Here is a 22,072-nt window from a genome sequence, read left to right on the forward strand (position 1 = left end):
CTCAGCCGAGCCGGACCACGGCCTGGGCCTTGGTCAGCACCCGCTGGCCGGCGCTGGTGACCGTGAGGTCGATGCGCGCTGTCCGCGCCTCGGGGTCGAGGGCTCCGACCGTCCCCACGATCTCGAGGACCGCTCCCGGCTCGTCCGTGCCGGTCGTGTCCGCGACGGGGACCGGCTTCGTGAAGCGCGTCTGGTAGTCGACGACGGCGCCCGGGTCGCCCGCCCAGTCGGTGACGAGCTGGACGGCCGCACCCATCGTGAACATCCCGTGCGCGATCACCCCGGGCAGCTCGACGGCGGCGGCGAAGTCGTTGTTCCAGTGGATCGGGTTGAAGTCCCCGGACGCCCCGGCGTACTTCACGAGGTCGGAGCGTGTCACGGGGACCTCGCGCCTGCCGATCTCGGCGCCCTTCTCGAGGCTTTCGAAGGCCGGCGTCCGGCTCACTGGCCCTCCCCCCTCACAAGGATCGACGAGACGGTCGTGGCGACCTTGCCGCCGCCGTTCCCCTCGCCGACCGCGGTGATCTCAGCGCGCGTGGTGATCATCGCCCCGCCGCCCATCGCGCGGACGGTGTCCACGTGCAGCTCTGCGCTCAGGCGGTCTCCCGCGACGATGGGCCGGTGGTGCGTGAAGCGCTGCTCGGCGTGCACCACGCGGGAGAAGTCGATGCCGGACTCGGGGTCCGCGATGAGCTGCGCGTCCGCGCGCTGGGCCACGATGATCGCGAACGTCGGCGGCGCGACGAGGTCTGCGTGTCCGAGGGCGTGCGCGGCCTCGACATCGTAGTGTGCGGGATGCTCTGCCTTGACGGCGCGGGCGAACTCACGGATCTTCTCGCGGCCGACGTCGTACACCTCGGCGGGCGGGTAGACGCGACCGGCGAGGTCGGGGTTGATGGCCATGGTGAAAGCCTATCGGGTGGCACCGGCTCTCTGGGGGCTGGCCCACGGACGTGCCCACGCGTACCGTGCACCGTGAGCCCCGAGGGAGGTGCCACATGCCGGATCCTGGACTGCTACTCCAGCTGGCGGAGATCGCCGGGATCTTCGTGGGCTTCGGGGCACTCATCAGCGTGAGGAGTGCTGATTCAAGCGACCCGTTCGTCGTCTCGACAATACGGTATGTCACGTGGGTGGGGGTCTGGGTCCTGATGTCTTCACTCACCCCGGCGGCTCTCAGCCGATTCGGCTTGGCCGGACGCACTCTCTGGCTCCCGTCCGCTGTGCTCGCACTCGTCCTCTTCGTCGTCCTGTGGTTGACGGACACCTTCTCTCCCGAATCGAAGTCATTCGGGAAGATGGACTCTCGGCCGCTGCTGAGGCTCAGGGCACTCTACCTGGGCGTCGGAGGGCCCCTCGTTCTGGGGCTTATCGGCTCGCTCGTCGTTGTGGCCCTGGACATCTGGCCCGAGGCTGCGCAGGGCCTCTACTTCGCGGCCGTCTCCCTGGGGATGGCGCTTGCCGGACTGACTCTGCTGACGGTGGTCTTCATCGCACCGCACCGGTGAGAGGGGATTGACGGTATGATGGATTCATCAATCCATCATCTGGATGCCAGGAGGGCCTGCCCATGTTCAGCGACCGCGAGGCGCCGCTCTACGAGATCAAGGCGAACCTGTTCAAGGGCCTCGCCCACCCCGCGCGCATCCGGATCCTCGAGATCCTCGCCGACTCCCCCGGCCAGTCCCGCCCGGTGAGCGAGCTCCTCGAGGGCACGGGCCTCGAGGCCTCCCACCTGTCCCAGCACCTCGCGACGCTGCGCCGCCACCGCGTCGTCACGAGCGTCCGCACCGCCAACAGCGTCACCTACTCGCTCGCCCACCCGAAGATCGCCGAGCTCCTCGCGATCGCCCGCACCTTCCTGCTCGACACCCTCACCGACACCCGTGAGCAGCTCGAGGCGGCCTCGGCCCTGCCCGCGGTGGGCGCCGGACCCGTGCTCAGCACCGCCTCGACGCACGACGGCGCAGCGCGGTGAGCGCCGCCGACTCGCCCCGCGCAGGGCTCGTCCCTCGCGGCACCGCTGGCCGACTGCTCGGCGGCGCGGTGGCCCTGCTTCCCCACGCGTCCGACTACGCCTCGCTGCGGCGGACCTGGCGCGGCGACCTCCTCGCGGGCCTCACCGTCGGCATCGTCGCGCTCCCCCTCGCGCTCGCGTTCGGCGTCAGCTCCGGCGTGGGCGCCGAGGCCGGGATCGTGACGGCGATCGTCGCTGGCCTCGTCGCGGCCGTCTTCGGCGGCTCACACGTGCAGGTCTCGGGGCCCACGGGCGCCATGGTCGTGGTCCTCGCCCCGATCGTCGCCTCGCACGGGGTCGGCGCGGTCGCCCTGCTCTCGGTCATGGCGGGGATCCTCATCGTGCTGCTCGGCGCATCGCGGCTCGGCCGGGCGGTCGCGTACATCCCGTGGCCCGTCGTGGAGGGATTCACGCTCGGGATCGGGGTCATCATCTTCCTGCAGCAGGTGCCGCCCGCGGTGTCCGCGCATGTCGCGCCGGGGCAGAACACAGCGGTCACCGCGGCAGAGGCGATCGGCGCGGCGCCGTGGCCGCGCGCGGTGGCGAGCATCGGCGTCGTCGTGCTCGTCGCGGCGGTGACGCTCCTGGTCCCGCGGATCCACCGGGCACTGCCGGGGAGCCTCATCGCGATCCTCGTCGCGACGCTCGGAGTGGGCCTCCTGGGGCTCGACGTCGAGCGGATCGGCGCGCTGCCCACGTCGCTCCCGGCGCCGTCGCTGCCTGGCGTGACCCTCTCGGACCTCCCGGAGCTCGCCGGGCCGGCCCTCGCGATCGCGGCGCTCGCGGCCATCGAGTCACTGCTCTCGGCGCGGGTGGCCTCCGGGCTCACCGGCCCCGACGGCCGGACGACTGGCCCCTACAACCCGGACCGCGAGCTCGTCGGCCAGGGCCTTGCCTCGCTCGCCGGCGGCCTGTTCGGCGGGATGCCGGCCACCGGGGCGATCGCCAGGACCGCCGTCAACGTCCGCTCGGGCGGGCGCTCGCGTGTGGCAGCGATCGTGCACGCGTTGGTGCTCGTGGGCGTCGTCTACCTCGCCGCGCCGCTCGTGGCGCAGATCCCCCTTGCCGCGCTCGCGGGCGTGCTCATGGTCACGGCCGCCCGGATGGTCTCGGTGCGGACGGCGCGCCGGATCCTCGGCTCCACGCGGCACGACGCCCTCGCGTTCGTGCTCACCGCCGTCATCACCGTCTCGTTCGACCTCATCGTGGCGATCCAGATCGGACTCGTCGCCGCAGCCCTGCTCACGCTGCGCCAGTTCGCGAAGCTCGGCGGAGTCCGGCGCGAGCCGATCGCCGGCCCGGCGCACGACGGCGACGAGCACATCGCCGTCTTCCGGCTCGACGGCCTCATGTTCTTCGGGGCGGCGGAGAGGATCCTCGAAGAGATCGCCGGCCTCGCCGCGGTCCAGGGCGTCGAGGTCGTCGTGCTGAGGCTGTCCCAGCTCAGGTATCTCGATGCGACGGGGGCACAGGCCCTCGTCGAGGTCATCCGGACCCTCGAGGCGCGGGGCATCACGGTGCTGCTCAAGGGCGTTCAGGACCAGCACCTCGAGCTCGTCCGCAGTGTCGGGGTCATCGCGGAGCTGCGGCACCACCGGCATCTCTTCGACTCCCTCGCGGACGCCGTGGAACACGCCCGGAGCCACGTGCGCCGCGCCCGGGCCCACACCGCGAGCGCTGCGGGCCCCACCCCCTCCGCCTGAGAGTCGGCTCCTGAAGGTCAGCTCCTGAGAGTCAGCTCCTGAAGGGCGCCTTCTGCGGGTCAAGGCGCTGGACGTGACTGTCAGGAGGTGACCTTCAGAGGGTGACTCCCAGGAGGTGACTCTTAGACGCAAGTGGGTGGGGCAGGCGTCAGCGGCCGGCGCGGCGCTTCGCGTCCCGGACCCTGATCCCGAGGCCCACGAGGTGCACCACGAGGCCGATGCCGATGATCGCGATCGAGGCATAGGTGAGCCACAGGATGTGGCCGAAGTTGCCGATGATGCTCAGCACGATCCCGACGCCGAGGAAGGCCATGCCGGTGAGCACGGTCTTCTTGTACAGGGGGGAGGCAGCCTCCCAGAAGTCGTTCGTCACGTCGGGCTAGAGCGCTGGACGCACGCCGAAGGCGTTCGCGAGCTTCATGATCTTCTCGGCCCGGCCCAGACGCGGGAGGTCCGAGCCGTCCCTGATCACGCGGCCGTTCGCCTCGAAGTCGCTCATGAAGTCCGAGGCCCACGCGACGTCGCTCGGCGTCGGGGAGATGACCTCGTTGATCACCGTGGTCTGGTCGATCGCGAGGCACAGCTTGCCGGTCATGCCCATCATGACCGTGATCGCGCTCTGCTCCCGCAGGATCGGGTGGTTGGTCCCGACGGTCGGCCCGTCGATCGGGCCCGGGAGATTGCCCACGCGCGAGGCGACAACGAGCTTGGCCCGTGGATAGGCCATCGCCTCCGGGGTCGCGGCCATGCCGGTGTCGCGGCGGAAGTCGCCCGAGCCGAACGCGAGCCGGAAGGCGCCCTGGGCCTTCGCGATGTGGTTGGCCTCCTCGATGCCCACCGCCGACTCGACGAGCGGGATCACCGGGGTCTTGCCGTCCATGCGGTGGAAGCTCTCGGTCACCTGGTCGGCGGATTCGGTCTTGGCGAGCACCACACCGAGCAGGCCAGGGTTGCCGCGGAGCCCGGCGAGGTCGTCGGCCCAGAACGGGCTCGTGGCGTCATTGACCCGCACCCACGCGCGGCCGCCGTCGGCGAGCCACCGCGAGACGTTCTCACGGGCCTCGTCCTTGTGCGAGGGATCGACCGCGTCCTCGATGTCGAGGATGACCGCGTCAGCGCGCGAGGCCGCCGATTCGCCGAACAATTCCGTCTTCATCGCGTTGACCAGAAGCCATGAGCGGGCGATCTCGGGGCTGATCGCCCGGGCCGGGGCGGAGGGCCGCTCGGCGGTGGCCGGTTGGGTCGAATCGGCGGAGGCAGTTGACGTCATGGATCAACCGTATCGCCGCGCATGCCGCACGCGCACATCGAAAGGCGACACCGCCGAACCGGCGCGACGCGCAGCCTCAGAATGTCCCGAGCGAGTACCGGGCGCTCCATCCCCCGCAGGCCTCCCACCAGCGGATGCCCGCGGGCAGGCCGGGAACGGCGATGGCCTTGACGACCGGCAGGCGGGCCTCGCCCGGTGCCGGATCGTCCGTCACAGTGGCAGTGGGGGCCGTTTCCTGCTCGGGCATGGGACTCTCCTGACTAGCGTTCTGTCGAAGAATCGGGCTCCCCAGCCAACTCGATGCCTTCAGTTCACGGCGGCATCATTTTTATGTCAAGCGATTTTATAAACCCTTAACGGTGTCCCAGCCCCGCTACGCGAGGTAGACGCGGCGCCCCGTGAGCTCCTCGGGCCGGATGTGCACGAACAGGTCCCGCACACCCCCCGCCCAGGGCTCGTCTGTCATCTGGCCGAACAGCGCCGTCAGCTCGGCGGAGTCCTCGACAGCCTCCGCACGGCCGCTCACCATCACCGACCAGCCCGACTTCTGCGCGGGCTGGGTCGCGTCGATCTGGAGCGCCACGCCGTCCTGCGGCAGGCTCTGGGACACGGTCCCCTTCGGAGAGGTCCGGAAGTACACGGCGCCCCCGTAGACGAGGTAGCCGACGGGGTACACCGCAATCCGGCCCTCGTGCGCGAACGCGAATCTCCCTATGCCCGAGGAGCCGAGCAGTGACCAGCACTGCTCGGCGTCCAACTCGTAGTTCTCGTGCCGGGCTCCCTGCCCGTACAGGAAACTTGCGTTGACCTCAGACATGGCGGCCCCTCCTGGAATGGTCTCACCCCACGTTATCCGGGCCGCACGCGGCGCGGAAGTGACATCCGGCCCGTGGCACCTCCGTGCCGCGTCGTGTCAGGCCACGCGCACCCAGGCTGTAGCGGCGCCGGGAAGCTTGCCACCCTCGACCTCGGCCGTGGCGAGGAGGACCTCGCCGTCGGGCAGCGGCGTCGGGACCTCGCCGAAGTTGGCCACGACGTGCCAGGCGCCGGCGTCGCTCGGCCGCACGAAGTGCAGCACGTCGCGGTCCGCCGCCTCGACCCACTCGAGCCGCTCCGGCCCCTCGAGCTCGCGCCGCAGGGCGAGCGCCCGCCGGTAGAAGGCGAGGGTCGAGCCCGGGTCCTTCTCCTCCACGCTCACGGCATAGTCCTTGAACCACGCCGGCTGCGGCAGGTGGGCAGTGCCGGCTCCGAAGCCGAAGGACGAGCCCTCGGCCGGCGTAGCGTCCCAGGGCAACGGGACGCGGCAGCCGTCGCGTCCCACCTCGACGCCGCGGTTGCGGAAGAAGGTGGGGTCCTGACGGTCCCTGTCCAGGATGCGCCCCACTTCCTGGAGCCCGAGCTCCTCGCCCTGGTAGAGGTAGGCGGAGCCGGGGAGCGCGAGCATGAGGGCCGTCGCCGCCTTGGCCCGGCGCAGCCCGAGCGCGGCGTCGACGTCGGCCGGGTCGCCGCCGTCGAGCAGCCAGTCCTTGCCGTCCGCGCCCGCGCCACCGCGACCCGATCCCTTGGGCAGGCCGTAGCGCGTGGCGTGCCGCACGACGTCGTGGTTCGAGAAGACCCACGTCGAGGACGCGCCCGTGGCGGCCGCCTCGGCGAGGTTCTTCGTGATGATCTCCCGGAACTGTGCGGCGTCGAAGTCCGCCTGGAGGAGGTCGAAGTTGAACGCCTGGCCGAGGCCCTCCGGCGACGCGTACTTGGCGCGCCGGTCGGCATGCACCCAGGCCTCCGCGACGGCGGTGCGCGGCGGGGTGTACCCGTTGAGGACCTTGCGCCACTCGGCGTAGACCGAGTGGACCTCGTCGCGGTCCCACAGGGGGTGCTCGCCGGAGTCGAACAGGTCGGCGCGGTGGATGGTCTCGAGGTCGTCGTGGGCCGCGTCCATGTCCTTCTTGAGCCCGTGCGCCACGTCGACGCGGAAGCCGTCGACGCCGCGGTCGGACCAGAAGCGCAGCGTGGTCAGGAAGTCCTCGTGGACCTCGGGGTTGTCCCAGTTGAGGTCCGGCTGCTCCTTGGCGAACAGGTGGAAGTACCACTGGCCCGGCGTCCCGTCGGCCTCGGTGACGCGCTCCCACGCCCCGCCGCCGAAGATCGAGGTCCACCCGTTGGGCGGGAGCTCGCCGTGCTCGCCCCGGCCGTCGCGGAAGATGTAGCGGTTGCGCGCGGCGGAGCCGGGGGCAGAGGCGAGGGCCTCCTTGAACCACGCGTGGCGGTCGGACGTGTGGTTCGGGACGATGTCCACGATGACCTTGATGCCGGCGGCGTGCAGGGCCCCCACCATCTCGTCGAAGTCCTCGAGCGTGCCGAGGCGCGGGTCCACGTCGCGGTAGTCGTCGACGTCGTACCCGCCGTCCGCGAGCGCGGACGGGTAGAAGGGGCTGAGCCACACGGCGTCGATCCCGAGCGTGGCCAAGTAGGGCACGCGGGAGGTGATGCCCTGGAGGTCGCCGACGCCGTCCCCATTCGAGTCGGCGAAGCTGCGCGGGTAGATCTGGTAGACGGCGGCCTGGCGCCACCAGTCGGCGGAGGGGTTCGTGCGGTCTGGCTGAACGGTGGCGGGCACCGGTCCTCCTGTTCGATGGGGTTAGGAGTGGGGAGTTATATTTAGACTCTAAATCAAAGCCGACCACTATTATTCTGCCGAGGCGACGGGGAGGTCAAGGGGATGCGCACGGGACCGGCCGCAGGGCCGCACGTCGTCAGGCTCGCCAACGCCGATGCTGTGCTGCGCCGCCTCCGCGAAGCGGGACAAGAGGCGGGACAAGAAGCGGGACAGGGCGCCGAGAACCGCGGGCTCACTGCCGGAGCGCTCGTGGACTCCACGGGCCTGACCCGGGCCACCGTCATCGCGGTCTGCGACGACCTCGTGGCCCGAGGATGGGCCACGGAGCTCGACCCGGCGCAGGGCGCTCAGGCAGACGCGGGCCGGGGCCGGGCCGCGACCCGGGGCCGGCCGCCGCGGACCTTCGCCTTCCGCGCGGACGCGGGCGTCGTCGTCGGGATCGACATGGGTGCGGCCAAGACGACCGCTCTCGTCGCGGACCTCCTCGGGAGGCCCCTCGCCACGGCAACCGGCGCCTTCCCCGCCGGCTCCGCGGGTCCCGAGCGGGTCGGCATCGTGAGCACGACGGCGCTCGCGGCCCTGGCCTCGGCGGGCACCGGGGCCTCTCCCGCGCGTGTCCTCGCCGTGGGGGCAGGGGTGGCGGCCCCGGTGGACCGGGACGGGCAGATCGCGACGCCGCGGGACTTCTGGGAGCAGTTCGACGTGGGACTCGCCGCCGGCCTGTCCGAGCGCCACGGCTGGCGTGTGATCCTTGAGAACGACGCGAACCTCGCGGCCCTCGCCGAGCAGTGGCGCGGCACGGCGCGCGGCGTGGACGACGTCGCCGTCGTGCTCGCCGGGGAGCGGCTCGGCGCCGGGCTGCTCGAATCGGGCCGGCTGCTCCGCGGCCGTCACGGCGGCGCGGGCGAGCTTTCCTTCCTGCGGCTCGTGGAGGGCTCGCCGGGCCCGCACGGGATCGGGCAGCTCGCGCGGCTCTGGGGCGCCGAGGAGGCGGCGCGCGGCGGGCTCGCCGGCCTCGCACCGGAGGACATCACGGCGGAGGCGGTCTTCGACGCAGCGCACGACGGCGATCCGGGCGCCTCGCGCGTCCTGGCCCGCGTCGCCGGGCACATGGCACGGGCAGTGGCCGTCCTCGGCACGGTGTTCAATCCGGAGCTCGTGGTGCTCGGCGGCGCCGTGGCGGGAGCGGCGTCGGCGCTCCTTCCCTGGATCCGGGCGGAGCTCCCGGCCCTGACAGACACTCCCCCGCGGGTCGAGGTGTCGGCGCTGGGCGGGGACGCGGTCGCCCTCGGAGCCGTGCGCCGCGCCCTCGATGATGTCGCCGAACGCGCGCTCGAGATCGATCTCCCCAGGCCCTGAGGCCGAAGCTCGGGCTCTCCATGATCCCGATTGGCACCCGGGATGGGCTCAGGGGACGGGGCGCCCGCGCGCGGCGATGTAGAGGGCGTACCACTCGGGCCGCGTCATCGACGCAGCAACCGCCTCGGCGCCCGCGCACGCCCGGATGCGTGCGGGAGTGGCGGAGCCGATGACGGGTGCGATCCGCGCCGGGTGCCGCATGAGCCAGCCGAGCACGACGGCCTCGACCGTGGTCCCCCGATCGCGGGCCATCGAGGCGACGAGCTCCGTGGTGGCGCGCTGTGCCGCCCACTGTGCAGCCGCAGGCCCCGCCCCGGTGGGCTCGTCCGCGGAGCCGCCGGACGGCGTCGTGCGCCCGGTGAACCGTCCGCCGGCGAGCGGCGACCAGGCCTGCACCTCGGCGCCCGCGCGGGCGCAGTGCTCTAGGGTGCCGTGGGGGAAGCTGACGGACGCGCCCTCGGGGTGGTTGACCAGGATGCCGCTGTCGACGAAGTCGGGCCGGCCGAGGCTCAGCTCGAGCTGGTTCGCCGCGAGCGGCACCGGCAGGTGGTCCTGGAGGGCCGCCATCTGGGCCGCCGAGAAGTTCGAGACGCCGATCGCCTTGATGAGTCCCTCCTCGAGGAGTCGCACGACGGCGTCGCCGGCCTCCGCGGGATCGGCGAGCGGGTCGGGGCGGTGCAGGAGGAGCTGGTCGAGGTGGTCGGTCCGCAGTCGCTCGAGGCTGGCCTCGACGCGGACGCGGATCGCATCGCCGCTGAGGTCGTAGTAGCCGTCGAGGCCGTCCTCGCCGAGCCGGATCCCGACCTTTCCTTGGATCCAGATCCTGTCCCGCAGGCCTGCGGTGCCGTCCAAGACCTCCCCGAAGACGGCCTCGGAGGTGCCGCCGCGGTAGATGTCGGCGTGGTCGAACCGGGTAATGCCGATGTCGAGCGCAGCCTCGACCGCCGCGGCGGCGCGTGCGGCGTCGTCCTCCGTATAGTGCGACGAGCCCCACTCGCCGCCGAGGCCCATGCATCCATAGATCAGTCGTGACGTCACACCGGAAGCCTAGACCGCAGCGACTTCACGAGCGGACGGCTCGCGGCGTGCGCCGCGGCGGCCACCGCGAACGCCGCGGGGGCGGCGATCCAGCCGACGCCGACGAACTCGGTGTGGGCCAGCACTCCGGCCAGGCACAGGAGCGGGTAGTGCCACAGGTAGACCTCGTAGCTGATCCTGCCCACATACGTCAGAGGCCGCAGCGAGAGCACGCGGCGGATCGGGCCGTCCGGGCCGCGCAGGATCGCGAAGATCAGCAGGAGCGTCCCGCCCGCGGCAGCGAGGGTGTCGACTGTGGAGAGCGGGAAGAGGGACGAGCGGACCACGGAGAAGGCGATGAGCGCCAGGCCGGCCGGGCCGTGCCACGGCCGCGCCGTGGCGGACGAGCGGTGCAGCCACACGGCGAGCGCGCACCCGGCCATGAGGCCGCAGGCACGCAGGATGAATGACATGTGCCCCGTTGCCGTCTCCAGGGCGAGCGCGGCCGCGGCGAGGGCCCCGGCGGCCGTGCAGGCGACCGCGAAGGTGCGGCGCTTCCGGCGGCCCTGGACCGTCCGGGCCCCGCGCACCAGCAGGACAAGGGCAATCGGCCACAGGAAGTAGAACCACTCCTCGAGCCCGAGCGTCCACGTGTGGGCGTAGGCGGAGAGGACGTCACCGCCGGACTCGGCGCCGATCGGCATGAGGTAGAACAGGGCCATCACGGAGCCCCATGCGGCGTTGCCGAGGCCCATGAGGAGCGCGACCGGGACGAACACGACCGCCAGCATCATCAGGAGCGGGGGGTAGAGGCGGACGGCGCGGCGGACGTAGAACCGGCGCAGGGAGATGCCGCCGCGCGCATCGTGCTCCTCGAGGAGGAGCGTGGTGATGAGGAAGCCCGAGAGGGCGAAGAACACGTCGACGCCGCCTGCTCCTCCGAAATGGAGCGGCATGACGGCGTGGTAGGCGACCACGAGGGTGATCGCGAGAGCACGGATCCCGTCGAGCGCCGGAATGTGGCCCAGACCGTCCGTGCGGGGGCGGGTCGGCGCTGCTGTGCGTACTGTTCCTGTTACCGTCATCGTTTCCTCTCGTCGGGTCCGCGAGAGTGTAGCGGACGGCCCTTGACGCGGCTTTGAGGAAGCAGTACCCGCTTGGCGGGCACACCGAAACACAACGAAAGAACACAACGAACAGCACAAACGAAAAGGACCCCCGGTCTCCCGAGGGTCCTTGCCGTAGCGGTGCCGGGACTCGATCCCGGGACCTCACGATTATGAGTCGTGCGCTCTAACCAGCTGAGCTACACCGCCAGAGAGCCCCCCACGGGAATCGATCCCGTGACCTCCATCTTACCAAGATGGCGCTCTACCACTGAGCTAGGGGGGCAACAGACAGATACTTTACCGGACGTTCCGCGACCTCACCAAATCGGCCGGTGCGCCTCGGCCGGCGGCGCGAGGAGGGCGCCCGCGCCCCAGCAACGGGCACCCTCCGCTCGCCTGGTCCTGGCCTGCCCTACGGGAGTCGGAGCACCTGGCCCGGGTAGATCAGGTCGGGGTTCGGGACGGTATCCGCGTTGGCCGCGATCAGTGCGTTGAGGTCAACGCCGAACTGGGCTGCGATGCCGGAGGGGGTATCGCCGGACTCGACGACGACCTCGCGGGGCGCCTCGGCGACTGGCGCCTCCGGAGCCTCCGCGACAGGGACCTCTGCGGCTGGCGCCTCCGCGGGGGCGGCGTCGACCGGCGCGTCGACAGGGGCGGTGTCCACCGAGGCCTCCGCGGGGGCGGCGTCGACGGGCGCCTCGGCCTGTGCCTGCTGCTGGTCGTGCGGGCGGTGGAGCACGTTCTCGACGTTCTTCTTGATGTCATCCAGGAAACCCATGAGAGACCTTTCGTGTCGGCGAGTCCCCGCGGGGAGGACCCGCTGGATGGGGTGACCCCGGCACAGTATCGTGCGTCCGCCGACCACACGGGCATTGGCGGCGTCTCATCCGGTGAACTCTCAGGGACAACACGAGCCCGACCCCCGTGATGCACAGGAGTCGGGCTTCGTGAAAGGTTCAGGCGGTGCCTAGATCACCACTTGTGGCTGCGGCCGCCCTCTTTGCCGTGGCGCGGCTTGCGATCGCCGAATCCGCCGCGGTCGAAGGAACCGCGCCCACCGCGGTCGTCGCGGTCACGCCCGCCGAATCCGCCGCGGTCGAAGGAACCGCGCCCTGCACGGTCGGACGAGCGTGCGCCGAATCCGCCATCGCCACCGCGGTCTGAACGGCCGCCGAACCCGCCGTCGCCGTTACGGCGGAAGCCACGGTCGCTGCGGCCTCCGCGGTCGGAGGAGCGCCCGCCGAAGCGGTCGTCGTCGCCGCGCTCGCGATTGGGGCGGCGGCCCGTGTCGAGCTCGAGCTTGATGAGCTCGCCGCCGATCCGGGTCTTGGACAGGGACTTCCACTGGTCCGCGCTCAGCTCTGCAGGGAGCTCGACGAGGGAATGGTCGGAGCGGATGTCGATCCCGCCGATCTGGCTCGAGTGGAAGCCGCCCTCGTTGGCGAGGGCGCCCACGATCGACCCCGGCATGACCCGCTGGCGGCGGCCGACGGCGATCCGGTACGTCGCGTTGCCCTCCGTGAGCGAGCGGGACGGGCCGCGCGTGCCGAAGCCGTCCTTGCCGCGCTCCCGCTTCTGGAACGCGGGCGCGGAGGGCAGCTCCTGGACGAAGAACGGCGTGTCGCCCTGGACCATCACGGCCAGCGCGGCGGCGATCTCTGCGGCGGGGACCTCGTGCTCGTTCTCGTAGGAGGAGATGAGGTCGCGGAACATCGCGACGTCCTCGGACTCGAGGGTCTCGGTGATCCGGTCTGCGAACTTGCTCATGCGCAGCGAGTTGACCGTCTCCGCCGTCGGCAGGTGCATGGGCTCGACGGCCTGGCGGGTGGCCTTCTCGATCGCGCGCAGGAGGTACTTCTCGCGCGGGGTCATGAACAGGATCGCGTCGCCCTTGCGGCCGGCGCGGCCCGTGCGGCCGATCCGGTGCACATAGCCCTCGGTGTCATGCGGGATGTCGTAGTTGATGACGTGGCTGATGCGCTCCACGTCGAGGCCGCGCGCCGCGACGTCGGTGGCGACGAGGATGTCGATCTTGCCCTCGCGCAGCGCCTCGACCGTGCGCTCACGCTGGGCCTGGGCGATGTCGCCGTTGATCGCGGCGGCCTGGAAGCCGCGCGCCTTGAGCTTCTCGGCGAGGTCCTCGGTGGCCATCTTGGTGCGGACGAACGCGATGACGCCGTCGAACTCCTCGACCTCGAGGATCCGGGTCATGGCGTCGAGCTTGTGCGCGCCCATCACCTGGACGTAGCGCTGGCGGATGTTCTTGCCGGTCGTCGTCTGGGACTTGACCGTGACCTCTTCGGGCATGTTCAGGTACTGCTTCGACATGCGCCGGATCTGCGACGGCATGGTCGCGGAGAACAGGGCCACCTGACGGCCGTCCGGGGTCTCCTGGAAGATGCGCTCGACATCCTCCGCGAAGCCCATGCGGAGCATCTCGTCGGCCTCGTCGAGGACCAGGTACTGGAGCTCGGAGAGGTCCAGGGAGCCCTTCTCGATGTGGTCGATGACGCGGCCGGGCGTGCCGACCACGACCTGCGCGCCGCGGCGCAGGCCAGCCAGCTGGGGGCCGTAGGCGGAGCCGCCGTAGACGGGCAGGACCGTGAAGTCCTCGAGGTGCTTCGCGTAGGACGTGAACGCCTCGGCGACCTGGAGCGCGAGCTCGCGGGTGGGGGCCAGGACGAGGGCCTGGGTCGCCCGGGACGGTCCGTTGAGGTCGTGCAGCTCGGCGAGGCGCGAGAGCGCGGGGACGGCGAACGCAGCCGTCTTGCCGGTTCCGGTCTGGGCGAGGCCCACGACATCGCGGCCCTCCAGCAGGAGCGGGATCGTCGCCGCCTGGATGGGCGAGGGCTTCTCGTATCCGACGTCAGCGAGCGCGGCCAGGACCCGGCCGTCGATCCCGAGGTCGGCGAACTTCACGCCGTCGTCCTCGGACGCGGCAGCGTCGGGCTCGGCTGCCTCAGGCTCGGCCGCCTCCGGCTCAGCGGTCGCAGCATCAGCGGTTTCGGCCTCGGTGTGCGGCGCCTCGGCAGTGCTCGCGTCGGCCGGCGACTCGGGCGCTTCCACGGCCTCGACGGGCTGGATGGTCTCGGTGATCTCGGGCGTCATCTCAGAAATTTCAGACAAGAGGGTATCCTCGCGCTGGGGAGCCTCGCGGGCTCGTGGTCAGTTACCAAAGCCCAGCGCTCATCACAATCCCAGGCAGGGCTTCCTTCGCTGCGTCCGGCACCACATGCACCCATACAGCGTTTGCTTCAGCCGGAGTCCCCTATGCAATTGCCCGCCTTGCGGGCCCCAACACGCTACCAGTCCTGCCTCAAGAATTGGGCAGAAAAAGGGAAATCCGGAAAGTGGGGGATGCATCCATCATACAGGACGCACGACGCCGCAGGGTCGCTTGGGCGGTCGGGCGGCGGTGAAGTTCGGCACAGTCGTGCCCGGCGGGTGCCGTCGGGGGCGCTACTCGCCGCTCGGGAGCCGCTCGGCAGCGGCGACGACATACGTCCGCAGCGCCGGGGCGAGCCGGAGATCGCCGTCGGCCTCTGCGTCCAGGAGGGCCTCTGCCTTCTCGCGAGTGGGGTCCGCGAGCCAGGACCCCACCCGGACCCCGTGGTCCGGGACATGCTCAACCGTGAGCTGGGTCCCCGCCTCGACGTCGCCGGGCGTCACGACCCGAAGGTAGGCTCCCGAAAGGCCCGCGCGGGTGAACCAGGAGACCCAGCCGTCCTCCCCCACGTGCCGGGCGAACGTCGCGCAGGGGATGCGCGGCATGGTGACTTCGAGGACCGCGCCGGTGGAGAACCGCCAGCGCTCGCCGATCACGGCGTTGCTCGCCGTGATCCCGTCGAGTCGGAGGTTCTCCCCGAAGTACCCCGGCGGGATCTCGCGGCCGAGCTCGCGCGCCCACAGTGCGGCGTCGTCCTCCGAGTAGGCGTAGACGGCCTTGTCCTCGCCGCCGTGGTTGGCGCGGTCCGCCTGCACGTCGCCGTACACTCCGAGCCGGCGCACCCGCAGGGGCCCCTCGACGGGCCGCTTGTCGATGCCCGTCACGCCGACCGTCCCGGCGTCCGGGAGGAGCTGGTGGACTCGGCACACGGCGACGACGCGGGCTGTCTTCATGCCCTCCAGAGTAGGGCTTCGCAGGCCGCGGGGCATCTGGACCGGCAAGGCCCCCTCGATATACTGGCCGCACGCTGGGCGTCTGAGGCACGTCATCTGAAGACGAGGCCGTCTGACGTGGGACAAAGGGGGGCACCATGCCTGCGTATGTACGGCCGTACCGTCGCTTGAGCCCGGCTGCAGGCCTTGCAGCCCTCGCGCTCGCACTCGCTGCCTGCACGCCGTCGGCGCCCTCGGGCGCCCCCGCCTCGGGGGCAGCCTCGGCCACCGCCTCAGCGACTGAATCGCCGGCCCCAGGCTCGGGCGCCCCGACCACCACCGGCGCGGTGCCCTCGTCCTCGGACACGGCGGCCGGCCAGGATGTGGCGGCCGGCGCACCGGGCTCGGACCGGGCGACCTTCTCCGCCGCCCCGCCCGAGCAGCGGGCGGCCTCCGCCCCGGACGCCGGGGCCTGCTCGATGCTCCGCGAGGACGCCGTACGGGCGGCGCTCGGAAGCACCGCCCCCGCCACGCTGACGCCCTCTGCCGGGGACGACGAGCCCATCTCGGGCTACGCGGGGGCCGTGCAGCGCTCCTGCACGATGAAGCTCGGACCCGAGCCGCGCCACACCGTCTCGGTGGTCGTCGCGCAGTTCGCCGACGCCGCCTCCGCCCACGCCTACGGGGTCGTGCCCCAGGGCCTCACCGCCACCCCCGTGGCCGGGGTCGGAGAGTCGGCCGCGTTCGGCCAGACCACCACCCTCGCCCTTGCCTCAACCACCTACTACCTGTACGTCGGCCGCGGGGCCCAGGTGGTCAGCTACCGCCTGGGCCAGGTCGTCGACAGCTCAGGGAAGGTCCAGGGCCTCGACGCCGCCGCGGCCCGTGAGGCCCTCGTGCGGCTCGCCGGCGCGGCGGGGCTCTAGGGGTCGAACCGGTAGCCCATCCCCGCCTCCGTGTGGAGGTGGCGCGGATGCGCTGGATCGTCCTCGAGCTTCCGGCGCAGCTGGGCGAGGTAGACCCGGAGGTACTGCGTCTCCCTCTCGTATGCCGGACCCCACACCTGGGTGAGGATCTCCCGCTGGGTGACGAGCTGTCCCGCACGCCGCACGAGGAGCGCGAGGATGTTCCACTCCGTCGGCGTGAGCCGCACCTCGCTCCCCTTGACGAGCACGCGTCGTGCCGCGAGGTCCACGCTCAGGTCTCCCGTCTGGACCCGCGGGGCCTCTCCCACGCGCTGCCCGCGGCGGGCGGCCGCCCGCAGCCGGGCCAGCAGCTCCTCAAGGCCGAACGGCTTGGTCACATAGTCGTCGGCGCCGGCGTCGAGCGCCTCGACCTTGTCCTCCGAGCCGTGGCGCGCCGAGAGCACAATGATCGGAACATCGGTCCAGGCGCGCAGCCGGCGGATCACCTCGATGCCGTCGATCCCTGGCAGCCCGAGGTCCAGCACCACGATGTCGACGGGATGCGCGGCGGCGGCCTCGAGCGCGGCCTCGCCGGTGGGCACCGTGATCGCCTCGTAGCCGTGGACGCGGAGGTTGATCTGCAGGGCCCGCGCGAACCGCGTCTCGTCCTCGACCACGAGGACGGCGGGCGCCGCGGAATCTGCGGGATGGCTCATCCGGCCACCCCGTGGGGCTGGGGGCGCGCCGGCCCGTCGGACAGCGGCAGCGACACCGACATGGTCAGCCCGCCGCCGGGCGTCTCCTCCGCCTCGATCCGCCCGCCCATGGCCTCGACGAACCCCTTCGCCACGGCCAGGCCGAGGCCCACCCCGCCCTTGGCCGTGTCGTCGCCGAGCCGCTGGAACGGCCGGAACACCGCAAGGAGATCCTCCGGCGGGATGCCCTCACCGTGGTCCACGACCCGCAGCACCCCGCAGGGCCTCCCTCCCGAGTCCTCGGTGCCGCTGCGGGCCATGAGCTCGACGGCGCCGCCCGGCGCGTACCGGAGGGCATTCTCCACGAGGTTCGCGATGACCCGTTCGAGGAGCACCGGGTCCGCCTCGACTGCCGGCGCATTGGCGGGGATGAGGTCGACGACCCGCTCCTGGCCGGCGAGCCCCCGGGGCAGCACGTCCCGCCATGCGACCGCGCGCAGGAGTGGGCGCACGTTGTCCGCGGAGATCCGGGACATGTCCAACAGGTTCGCCACCACGTGGGTGAGCCGATCGGTGTAGTCCTCGATGGTCCCCAGCAGCTCCGACTCCTCGTCAGGGGTGAACGCGACGGACGGCTGCCTGAGGCTGCTCACGCTGAGCTTGATGCCTGCAAGAGGCGTGCGGAGGTCATGCGAGACGGCCTGCAGGATCGCGGTGCGGATCGAGTTCCCCTCCTCCAGACGCCGATTGGCCTCCCTGCTGTGGGCCAGCTGCGCGCGCTCCCTCATCGCCACGAGGTACACCCCGAAGGCTGCGAGCGTGCGGCGCTGGCCGTCGTCCAGCGGGTGCCCGCCCGCGAGCAGCGTGTAGTAGCCATCGGGCGCCACGGAGTCGTCCGCCGCGGCGTACGAGACCGGCGGCGCCTCGCCAGCGGTGCCAACAACGTCCCACTCGGCCACGGCGGATTCGGCGACCACCCGGCCGCGCCGGACTGCAGCGCCCGAGGTGACCGGGCCGGCGTCGTCCGCTGCAGCGCCGGCACGCCGCGCGAGGAGAGTCACGGCGCGCAGCCCGAGAGTAGCGCGCACCCGTTCCAGGAACTCGTCGATCCCGCCCGAGGAACCGAGGATCCCGAGGGCGAGCTCGCTCATCGCCGCCGCCTCGGCCTGTGCGCGGGTGGCCTGCTCGTACCGGCGCGTCGCGGCACCCACCGCGAGCGCGACGGCGCACGCGACGACGACGAACACCCCGAGCTCGAGGAGCGCCTGTGGCCGGGCCACACTGAAGCTGCCCACCGGCTCCGTGGCGAACCAGTTCAGCGCGAGGCTGGCCACCACGGCCGCGAGCACGGCTGGCAGCAGTCCGCCCACGAGTGCCACGAGGACCACGGCGAGCAGCTGGACGAGGATCGCGAGGGTAATGCCGCGGCCGGCGCGGTCGGGAGCCACGAGCGGATCGAGGAGGAGCTGGACCAGGGGCGGCACCACGATGGCCAGGACGAGTCCGACCACGGTCCGCCTCCGGTCGAGGACCCACAGCTCCGTCAGGCGGAGCCGGTTCCCCGGTGCCGGGAGGAGGGGAATCCGCTGGTTCATGCGGCCATTGTGGCAAACGCACGGGGCGTGTGCGGACCTCGGCGCTGGACTCCGAGAAGCGCGAGGGGCGCTGGTATGTGGCGACCGAGTGGTCGCGCCACCGGCGCACCGCGAACTAGGTCCGGGTCACGGTCCCCATGAGCGAGGCGACCGGACGCAGGAACAGCGGGCGCGCGAGGAACCACAGCCCCACGATCACGAGCAGGCCGATGGCGAACAGGATGAACCCGAGCCAGTCCTCGCCGTCGTGCGCGGCGAACATGTGGTTGAGGTTCCGCAGGGCGCCCGTGGTGAGCACGAGGAAGACGTGCACGATCACGAACAGGACGAAGAACGCCATGGTCGGGAAGTGCAGCGCGCGGGCCCACTCCATGGGGTAGGCCTTGTTGAGCCTCGGCGCCTTCTGGTTGGTAGGCCACGCCGCGGACATGCGCAGGCCCGTGACGATCGCGAGCGGAGCCGCGATGAAGACGACCAGGAAGTACGTCAGCTGCTGCAGTGCGTTGTAGTTGACCCACCCGTTCTCGAGCGGCCAGTCGAGGGACGCGTACTGGATCGCGGTCGAGAGGGCGTTCGGGAAGATGCTCCATGTGGTCGGCACGAGCCTGGTCCAGTGCCCCGTGGCGAACATGAGCACGAGGAACACGAGCCCGTTGAGGACCCACAACGCGTCGAGCGTGAGGTGCAGCCACAGGTTCAGGGTGATCTTCTTGGGCAGGCCCTTGGTCTTGATCAGCCCCTTGTTGTTGCGCTTCCAGAAGCCCTCCGGCCGGGTCACGAACCTGACCTGCAGGCCCGAGCGCACGATCAGCACGAGGAACATGACGTTCAGGAAGTGCAGCACGTTCAGCCACGCAGGCAGGCCCTCGGGCGCCCAGTCCGGCAGGGGCGCGTGCCCGGGGTACGTCGCGATGAAGCTCGAGACCCCCTCGGTGCTGCGCATCCACTTCGCGGCGAGCACGACGAGGGCGAGCACGACGACGGCGCCGACGCCGACCGCCGTCGGCCGGAACCAGGGCGCTTGGGTGAAGGCAGGCGTCTTGGCGGACTGTGGCATGGATGAGTCCTAGGCGGGTGTAGGGGCGGGTGGGAGGGTCTAGAGCGAGCTCATGGCGGCGTCGAGGTCGGCGATGAGGTCCTCGGCGTCCTCGATGCCCACGGACAGGCGCAGGAGGTTCACCGGAACGGCCAGTTCGGTGCCCTTGACGGACGCGTGCGTCATCTCCGAGGGGTAGTTCATGAGCGACTCGATGCCGCCGAGGCTCTCGGCGAGCGTGAACAGGCGCGTGGACTCGGCGACCTTGCGCGCCGCCGCCTCGCCGCCGGAGAACTGGACGGAGATCATGCCGCCGAAGCGCCGCATCTGCTTCGCTGCGAGCCCGTGGCCGGGGTGGTCTGGGAGGCCCGGGTACAGGACCTTCTCGATGCCCGGACGGCCCACGAGCCACTCGGCGATCTTCTGGGCGTTCTCCGAGTGGCGCTCCATGCGCACACCGAGGGTCTTGAGGCCACGGGTGGTGAGGAAGGCGTCCATCGGGCCGGACACCGCACCGACCGCGAACTGCACGAATCCGACCTTCTCGGCCAGCTCGTCGTCTCCCGCACGGTCCCCGATGATGACGGCGCCGCCCACCACGTCGGAATGCCCGCCGATGTACTTGGTCGTCGAGTGGACCACGATGTCCGCGCCGAGGGCGAGCGGGTTCTGCAAGTAGGGGGACGCAAAGGTGTTGTCCACGACAAGGAGGGCCCCGGCGTCGTGCGCGATGTCGGCGAGCGCCGTGATATCGGTGATCTTCATCATCGGGTTGGACGGCGTCTCGACCCACACGAGGCGCGCGCCGGCGTCGACGACCTTGCGCACCCGGTCCAGATCTGACATGTCAACGGGGCTGTTGGCGATCCCCCACGGGCCCAGGACCCGGGAAATGAGGCGGTACGTGCCGCCGTAGGCGTCGTTGCCCAGCACGATCCGATCCCCTGGGGAGCATAGCGCGCGGATGAGGGCGTCCTCGGCGGCGAGGCCGGAGCTGAACGAGTAGGCGTGGCGCCCGCCCTCGAGCGCGGCGAGCTGCTCCTGGAGCGCGTCGCGGGTCGGGTTGCCGCCGCGGCCGTACTCGTAGCCCGAGCGCAGGCCGCCGATCCCGTCCTGGGCGTAGGTCGAGGAGAAGTGCAGCGGGGGCACGACGGCGCCCGTGCGGGGCTCGAACTCCTGGCCGGCGTGGACGGCGCGGGTGTTGAATCCGGTGGTCTCAGGCATGGGGGGCGCTCCCTTACTTGTTGAGGTTGGCCAGGAGGTCGTGACGGGTCAGGATGCCGACCGGGGCGCCGACGAAGGTGACCATGACGGCGTCTTCGCGGCTGAGCACGTCCCGTAGGGCGGCCTGGCCCTCGAGCGAGCCGATCACGGCCAGCCGGGCGCCCATGTGCTCGGAGATCTTGTCGGTGAGCTTGGCCTCGCCGCGGAAGAGCTTGGCGGAGAGCGAGCGCTCGTCTACGGCGCCGAGGACCTCGCCCATGACCACGGGCGGCTCCGCCGAGAGGACCGGCAGGTGGCTCACCCCGTACTCGGTCATGATGTCGATGACGTCGCGGACCGTCTCGGTGGGATGCGTGTGGACGAGATCGGGGAGGCGGCCGTCCTTGCCCTCGAGCAGCTCGCCGACGGTCTTCTCATCGTGCCCGGGCAGGAAGCCGTACGAGCGCATCCAGTCGTCGTTGAAGATCTTCGCGAGGTAGCCGCGGCCGGAATCCGGCAGGATCACGACGACGACAGCCTCCTCCGGCAAGTCCTTCGCCGTGCGCAGGGCCGCGACCACGGCCATGCCGGAGGATCCGCCGACGAGGAGGCCCTCCTCGCGGGCGAGCCGCCGGGTCATGGCGAACGACTCGGCGTCGGAAACGGCGAGGACCTCGTCGGGCACCGACTTGTCGTAGTTCTCGGGCCACATGTCCTCGCCGACACCCTCGACGAAGTACGGGCGGCCCGTCCCGCCGGAGTAGATGGATCCCTCGGGGTCCGCGCCGATGACCCTGACCTGCCCGCCCTCGGCCTCGGGACGGTCCTTGCTGATGTCCTTGAGGTACCGGCCGGTCCCTGTGATCGTGCCACCCGTCCCGGCGCCGATCACCACGTGCGTGACCCTGCCGTCCGTGTCCGCCCAGATCTCGGGGCCCGTGGTCTCGTAATGGCTCCCGGGGGCGCCGGGGTTGGAGAACTGGTCAGGCTTGAACGCCCCGGGGATCTCGGTCACGAGGCGGTCGGAGACGCCGTAGTAGGACTGCGGGGAATCGGGGGCCACGGCCGTGGGGGTCACGACGACCTCGGCGCCGTACGCCTGGAGGACGGCCCGCTTCTCCTCCCCTACCTTGTCCGGGACCACGAAGATGCACTTGTAGCCCTTCTGCTGCCCCACGAGGGCCAGGCCGACTCCGGTGTTGCCGCTCGTGGGCTCGACGATGGTCCCGCCGGGGGCGAGCTTGCCCTCCTTCTCGGCCTGCTCGATCATCTTCAGGGCGATGCGGTCCTTGATGGACCCCCCGGGGTTGAGGTACTCGAGTTTGACCAGAACCGTCGCCTTGATGCCCTCAGTGACCTTCTGGAGCTTGACGAGGGGCGTGTGCCCGATGAGTTCGACGACGGAGTTGGCATACTTCACGCCCACAACTGTAGCCGCTGGCCGG

22 protein-coding genes and 2 tRNA genes are annotated in these 22,072 nt (G+C 71.2%); 5 read left to right on the forward strand and 19 right to left on the reverse strand.

The genetic code is table 11. The annotated features are described in order from the left end of the window. Position 1: 1 nt before the first annotated feature. Together SCMU_RS15185 and SCMU_RS15190 are read right to left on the reverse strand one after the other, a co-directional pair. Positions 2–445, reverse strand: a complete 444-nt coding sequence (locus tag SCMU_RS15185) for a MaoC family dehydratase (protein WP_229229947.1) — start codon at positions 443–445, stop codon at positions 2–4. Next, entirely contained in the window at positions 442–903 is a 462-nt protein-coding gene (locus SCMU_RS15190; RefSeq protein ID WP_229229948.1) for an FAS1-like dehydratase domain-containing protein, read from the reverse strand. The genes SCMU_RS15185 and SCMU_RS15190 overlap by 4 nt, the downstream gene beginning before the upstream one ends. A gap of 95 nt (positions 904–998) precedes the next feature. Between SCMU_RS15190 and SCMU_RS15195 the strand changes: the two genes are divergently transcribed. The 3 genes from SCMU_RS15195 (at position 999) to SCMU_RS15205 (ending at position 3,720) form a co-directional block, all read left to right on the forward strand. Then, a complete protein-coding gene (locus tag SCMU_RS15195) occupies positions 999–1,508 on the forward strand; it encodes a hypothetical protein (RefSeq protein WP_229229949.1) in 510 nt (169 codons plus the stop codon). Between the two features lie 62 nt (positions 1,509–1,570). Then, positions 1,571–1,978, forward strand: coding sequence for an ArsR/SmtB family transcription factor (locus SCMU_RS15200; RefSeq protein WP_229229950.1), 408 nt, complete (start codon positions 1,571–1,573; stop codon positions 1,976–1,978). Continuing rightward, positions 1,975–3,720: a SulP family inorganic anion transporter gene (locus SCMU_RS15205; protein ID WP_443020156.1), complete on the forward strand. Its 1,746-nt coding sequence runs from the start codon at positions 1,975–1,977 to the stop codon at positions 3,718–3,720. The genes SCMU_RS15200 and SCMU_RS15205 overlap by 4 nt, the downstream gene beginning before the upstream one ends. 148 nt (positions 3,721–3,868) lie before the next feature. On the opposite strand, the gene SCMU_RS15210 is transcribed toward SCMU_RS15205, so the two are convergent. From SCMU_RS15210 to SCMU_RS15230, 5 genes are all read right to left on the reverse strand, one after another. Continuing rightward, complete coding sequence (locus SCMU_RS15210; RefSeq protein ID WP_229229951.1) at positions 3,869–4,093, reverse strand: hypothetical protein; 225 nt, start codon at positions 4,091–4,093, stop codon at positions 3,869–3,871. 6 nt (positions 4,094–4,099) lie between these two features. Next, positions 4,100–4,990, reverse strand: coding sequence for an HpcH/HpaI aldolase/citrate lyase family protein (locus SCMU_RS15215; protein ID WP_274602876.1), 891 nt, complete (start codon positions 4,988–4,990; stop codon positions 4,100–4,102). Positions 4,991–5,066: 76 nt separating this feature from the next. Beyond that, the gene (locus SCMU_RS15220; protein ID WP_229229952.1) at positions 5,067–5,237 is read right to left on the reverse strand and encodes a hypothetical protein; all 171 of its coding nucleotides are present in this window, start codon (positions 5,235–5,237) and stop codon (positions 5,067–5,069) included. A gap of 126 nt (positions 5,238–5,363) precedes the next feature. Beyond that, complete coding sequence (locus SCMU_RS15225) at positions 5,364–5,807, reverse strand: pyridoxamine 5'-phosphate oxidase family protein (protein WP_229229953.1); 444 nt, start codon at positions 5,805–5,807, stop codon at positions 5,364–5,366. Positions 5,808–5,903: 96 nt separating this feature from the next. Continuing rightward, positions 5,904–7,607 carry a glycoside hydrolase family 13 protein gene (locus SCMU_RS15230; RefSeq protein WP_229229954.1) on the reverse strand — a complete coding sequence of 568 codons (1,704 nt, stop codon included), beginning with the start codon at positions 7,605–7,607 and terminating at the stop codon, positions 5,904–5,906. Between the two features lie 102 nt (positions 7,608–7,709). On the opposite strand from SCMU_RS15230, the gene SCMU_RS15235 reads away from it, so the two are divergent. Then, positions 7,710–8,966: an ROK family protein gene (locus SCMU_RS15235; protein ID WP_229229955.1), complete on the forward strand. Its 1,257-nt coding sequence runs from the start codon at positions 7,710–7,712 to the stop codon at positions 8,964–8,966. A gap of 48 nt (positions 8,967–9,014) precedes the next feature. Here SCMU_RS15235 and SCMU_RS15240 read toward each other — a convergent pair whose 3' ends face one another. From SCMU_RS15240 to SCMU_RS15270, 7 genes are all read right to left on the reverse strand, one after another. Further along, on the reverse strand, positions 9,015–10,004 hold the full coding sequence (locus SCMU_RS15240; protein WP_229229956.1) for an aldo/keto reductase: 990 nt from the start codon (positions 10,002–10,004) through the stop codon (positions 9,015–9,017). Further along, positions 10,001–11,068 carry an acyltransferase family protein gene (locus SCMU_RS15245; protein ID WP_229229957.1) on the reverse strand — a complete coding sequence of 356 codons (1,068 nt, stop codon included), beginning with the start codon at positions 11,066–11,068 and terminating at the stop codon, positions 10,001–10,003. Before SCMU_RS15245 ends, SCMU_RS15240 begins: the two co-directional genes overlap by 4 nt. Positions 11,069–11,225: 157 nt before the next feature. Next, positions 11,226–11,299 (reverse strand) — tRNA-Met (locus tag SCMU_RS15250). Positions 11,300–11,303: 4 nt separating this feature from the next. Then, positions 11,304–11,375, reverse strand: a tRNA-Thr gene (locus tag SCMU_RS15255). A gap of 129 nt (positions 11,376–11,504) precedes the next feature. After that, the gene (locus SCMU_RS15260) at positions 11,505–11,873 is read right to left on the reverse strand and encodes a LysM peptidoglycan-binding domain-containing protein (RefSeq protein WP_229229958.1); all 369 of its coding nucleotides are present in this window, start codon (positions 11,871–11,873) and stop codon (positions 11,505–11,507) included. 194 nt (positions 11,874–12,067) lie between these two features. Continuing rightward, positions 12,068–14,203, reverse strand: coding sequence for a DEAD/DEAH box helicase (locus tag SCMU_RS15265; protein WP_229233064.1), 2,136 nt, complete (start codon positions 14,201–14,203; stop codon positions 12,068–12,070). 351 nt (positions 14,204–14,554) lie between these two features. Beyond that, entirely contained in the window at positions 14,555–15,214 is a 660-nt protein-coding gene (locus tag SCMU_RS15270; protein WP_229229959.1) for an MOSC domain-containing protein, read from the reverse strand. Positions 15,215–15,381: 167 nt separating this feature from the next. On the opposite strand from SCMU_RS15270, the gene SCMU_RS15275 reads away from it, so the two are divergent. Next, entirely contained in the window at positions 15,382–16,119 is a 738-nt protein-coding gene (locus SCMU_RS15275) for a hypothetical protein (RefSeq protein ID WP_229229960.1), read from the forward strand. Here the strand turns inward: SCMU_RS15275 and SCMU_RS15280 are convergent. The 5 genes from SCMU_RS15280 to SCMU_RS15300 form a co-directional block, all read right to left on the reverse strand. Next, positions 16,116–16,814 (reverse strand): response regulator, encoded by a 699-nt coding sequence (locus tag SCMU_RS15280; protein WP_229229961.1) that lies wholly within the window; start codon positions 16,812–16,814, stop codon positions 16,116–16,118. The two genes, SCMU_RS15275 and SCMU_RS15280, sit on opposite strands and share 4 nt — an antisense overlap. Then, the gene (locus SCMU_RS15285) at positions 16,811–18,388 is read right to left on the reverse strand and encodes a sensor histidine kinase (RefSeq protein WP_229229962.1); all 1,578 of its coding nucleotides are present in this window, start codon (positions 18,386–18,388) and stop codon (positions 16,811–16,813) included. Before SCMU_RS15285 ends, SCMU_RS15280 begins: the two co-directional genes overlap by 4 nt. A gap of 115 nt (positions 18,389–18,503) precedes the next feature. Continuing rightward, positions 18,504–19,445: a cytochrome b/b6 domain-containing protein gene (locus tag SCMU_RS15290; RefSeq protein ID WP_229229963.1), complete on the reverse strand. Its 942-nt coding sequence runs from the start codon at positions 19,443–19,445 to the stop codon at positions 18,504–18,506. 39 nt (positions 19,446–19,484) lie between these two features. After that, complete coding sequence (locus SCMU_RS15295) at positions 19,485–20,648, reverse strand: cystathionine gamma-synthase (RefSeq protein ID WP_229229964.1); 1,164 nt, start codon at positions 20,646–20,648, stop codon at positions 19,485–19,487. Positions 20,649–20,661: 13 nt separating this feature from the next. Next, positions 20,662–22,047, reverse strand: a complete 1,386-nt coding sequence (locus tag SCMU_RS15300) for a cystathionine beta-synthase (RefSeq protein ID WP_229229965.1) — start codon at positions 22,045–22,047, stop codon at positions 20,662–20,664. Positions 22,048–22,072 lie beyond the last annotated feature (25 nt).

The organism is Sinomonas cyclohexanicum (genome assembly GCF_020886775.1).
In the GTDB taxonomy this organism is placed as follows: domain Bacteria; phylum Actinomycetota; class Actinomycetes; order Actinomycetales; family Micrococcaceae; genus Sinomonas; species Sinomonas cyclohexanicum.

What these genes read in the sequence shown, in the direction of transcription:
- SCMU_RS15190 (WP_229229948.1), bottom strand. Translation starts at nt 903, where the DNA reads ATGGCCATCAACCCCGACCTCGCCGGTCGCGTCTACCCGCCCGCCGAG.
- SCMU_RS15195 (WP_229229949.1), top strand. Translation starts at nt 999, where the DNA reads ATGCCGGATCCTGGACTGCTACTCCAGCTGGCGGAGATCGCCGGGATC.
- SCMU_RS15200 (WP_229229950.1), top strand. Translation starts at nt 1,571, where the DNA reads ATGTTCAGCGACCGCGAGGCGCCGCTCTACGAGATCAAGGCGAACCTG.
- SCMU_RS15215 (WP_274602876.1), bottom strand. Translation starts at nt 4,990, where the DNA reads ATGACGTCAACTGCCTCCGCCGATTCGACCCAACCGGCCACCGCCGAG.
- SCMU_RS15220 (WP_229229952.1), bottom strand. Translation starts at nt 5,237, where the DNA reads ATGCCCGAGCAGGAAACGGCCCCCACTGCCACTGTGACGGACGATCCG.
- SCMU_RS15225 (WP_229229953.1), bottom strand. Translation starts at nt 5,807, where the DNA reads ATGTCTGAGGTCAACGCAAGTTTCCTGTACGGGCAGGGAGCCCGGCAC.
- SCMU_RS15235 (WP_229229955.1), top strand. Translation starts at nt 7,710, where the DNA reads ATGCGCACGGGACCGGCCGCAGGGCCGCACGTCGTCAGGCTCGCCAAC.
- SCMU_RS15245 (WP_229229957.1), bottom strand. Translation starts at nt 11,068, where the DNA reads ATGACGGTAACAGGAACAGTACGCACAGCAGCGCCGACCCGCCCCCGC.
- SCMU_RS15260 (WP_229229958.1), bottom strand. Translation starts at nt 11,873, where the DNA reads ATGGGTTTCCTGGATGACATCAAGAAGAACGTCGAGAACGTGCTCCAC.
- SCMU_RS15265 (WP_229233064.1), bottom strand. Translation starts at nt 14,203, where the DNA reads ATGACGCCCGAGATCACCGAGACCATCCAGCCCGTCGAGGCCGTGGAA.
- SCMU_RS15270 (WP_229229959.1), bottom strand. Translation starts at nt 15,214, where the DNA reads ATGAAGACAGCCCGCGTCGTCGCCGTGTGCCGAGTCCACCAGCTCCTC.
- SCMU_RS15280 (WP_229229961.1), bottom strand. Translation starts at nt 16,814, where the DNA reads ATGAGCCATCCCGCAGATTCCGCGGCGCCCGCCGTCCTCGTGGTCGAG.
- SCMU_RS15285 (WP_229229962.1), bottom strand. Translation starts at nt 18,388, where the DNA reads ATGAACCAGCGGATTCCCCTCCTCCCGGCACCGGGGAACCGGCTCCGC.
- SCMU_RS15290 (WP_229229963.1), bottom strand. Translation starts at nt 19,445, where the DNA reads ATGCCACAGTCCGCCAAGACGCCTGCCTTCACCCAAGCGCCCTGGTTC.
- SCMU_RS15295 (WP_229229964.1), bottom strand. Translation starts at nt 20,648, where the DNA reads ATGCCTGAGACCACCGGATTCAACACCCGCGCCGTCCACGCCGGCCAG.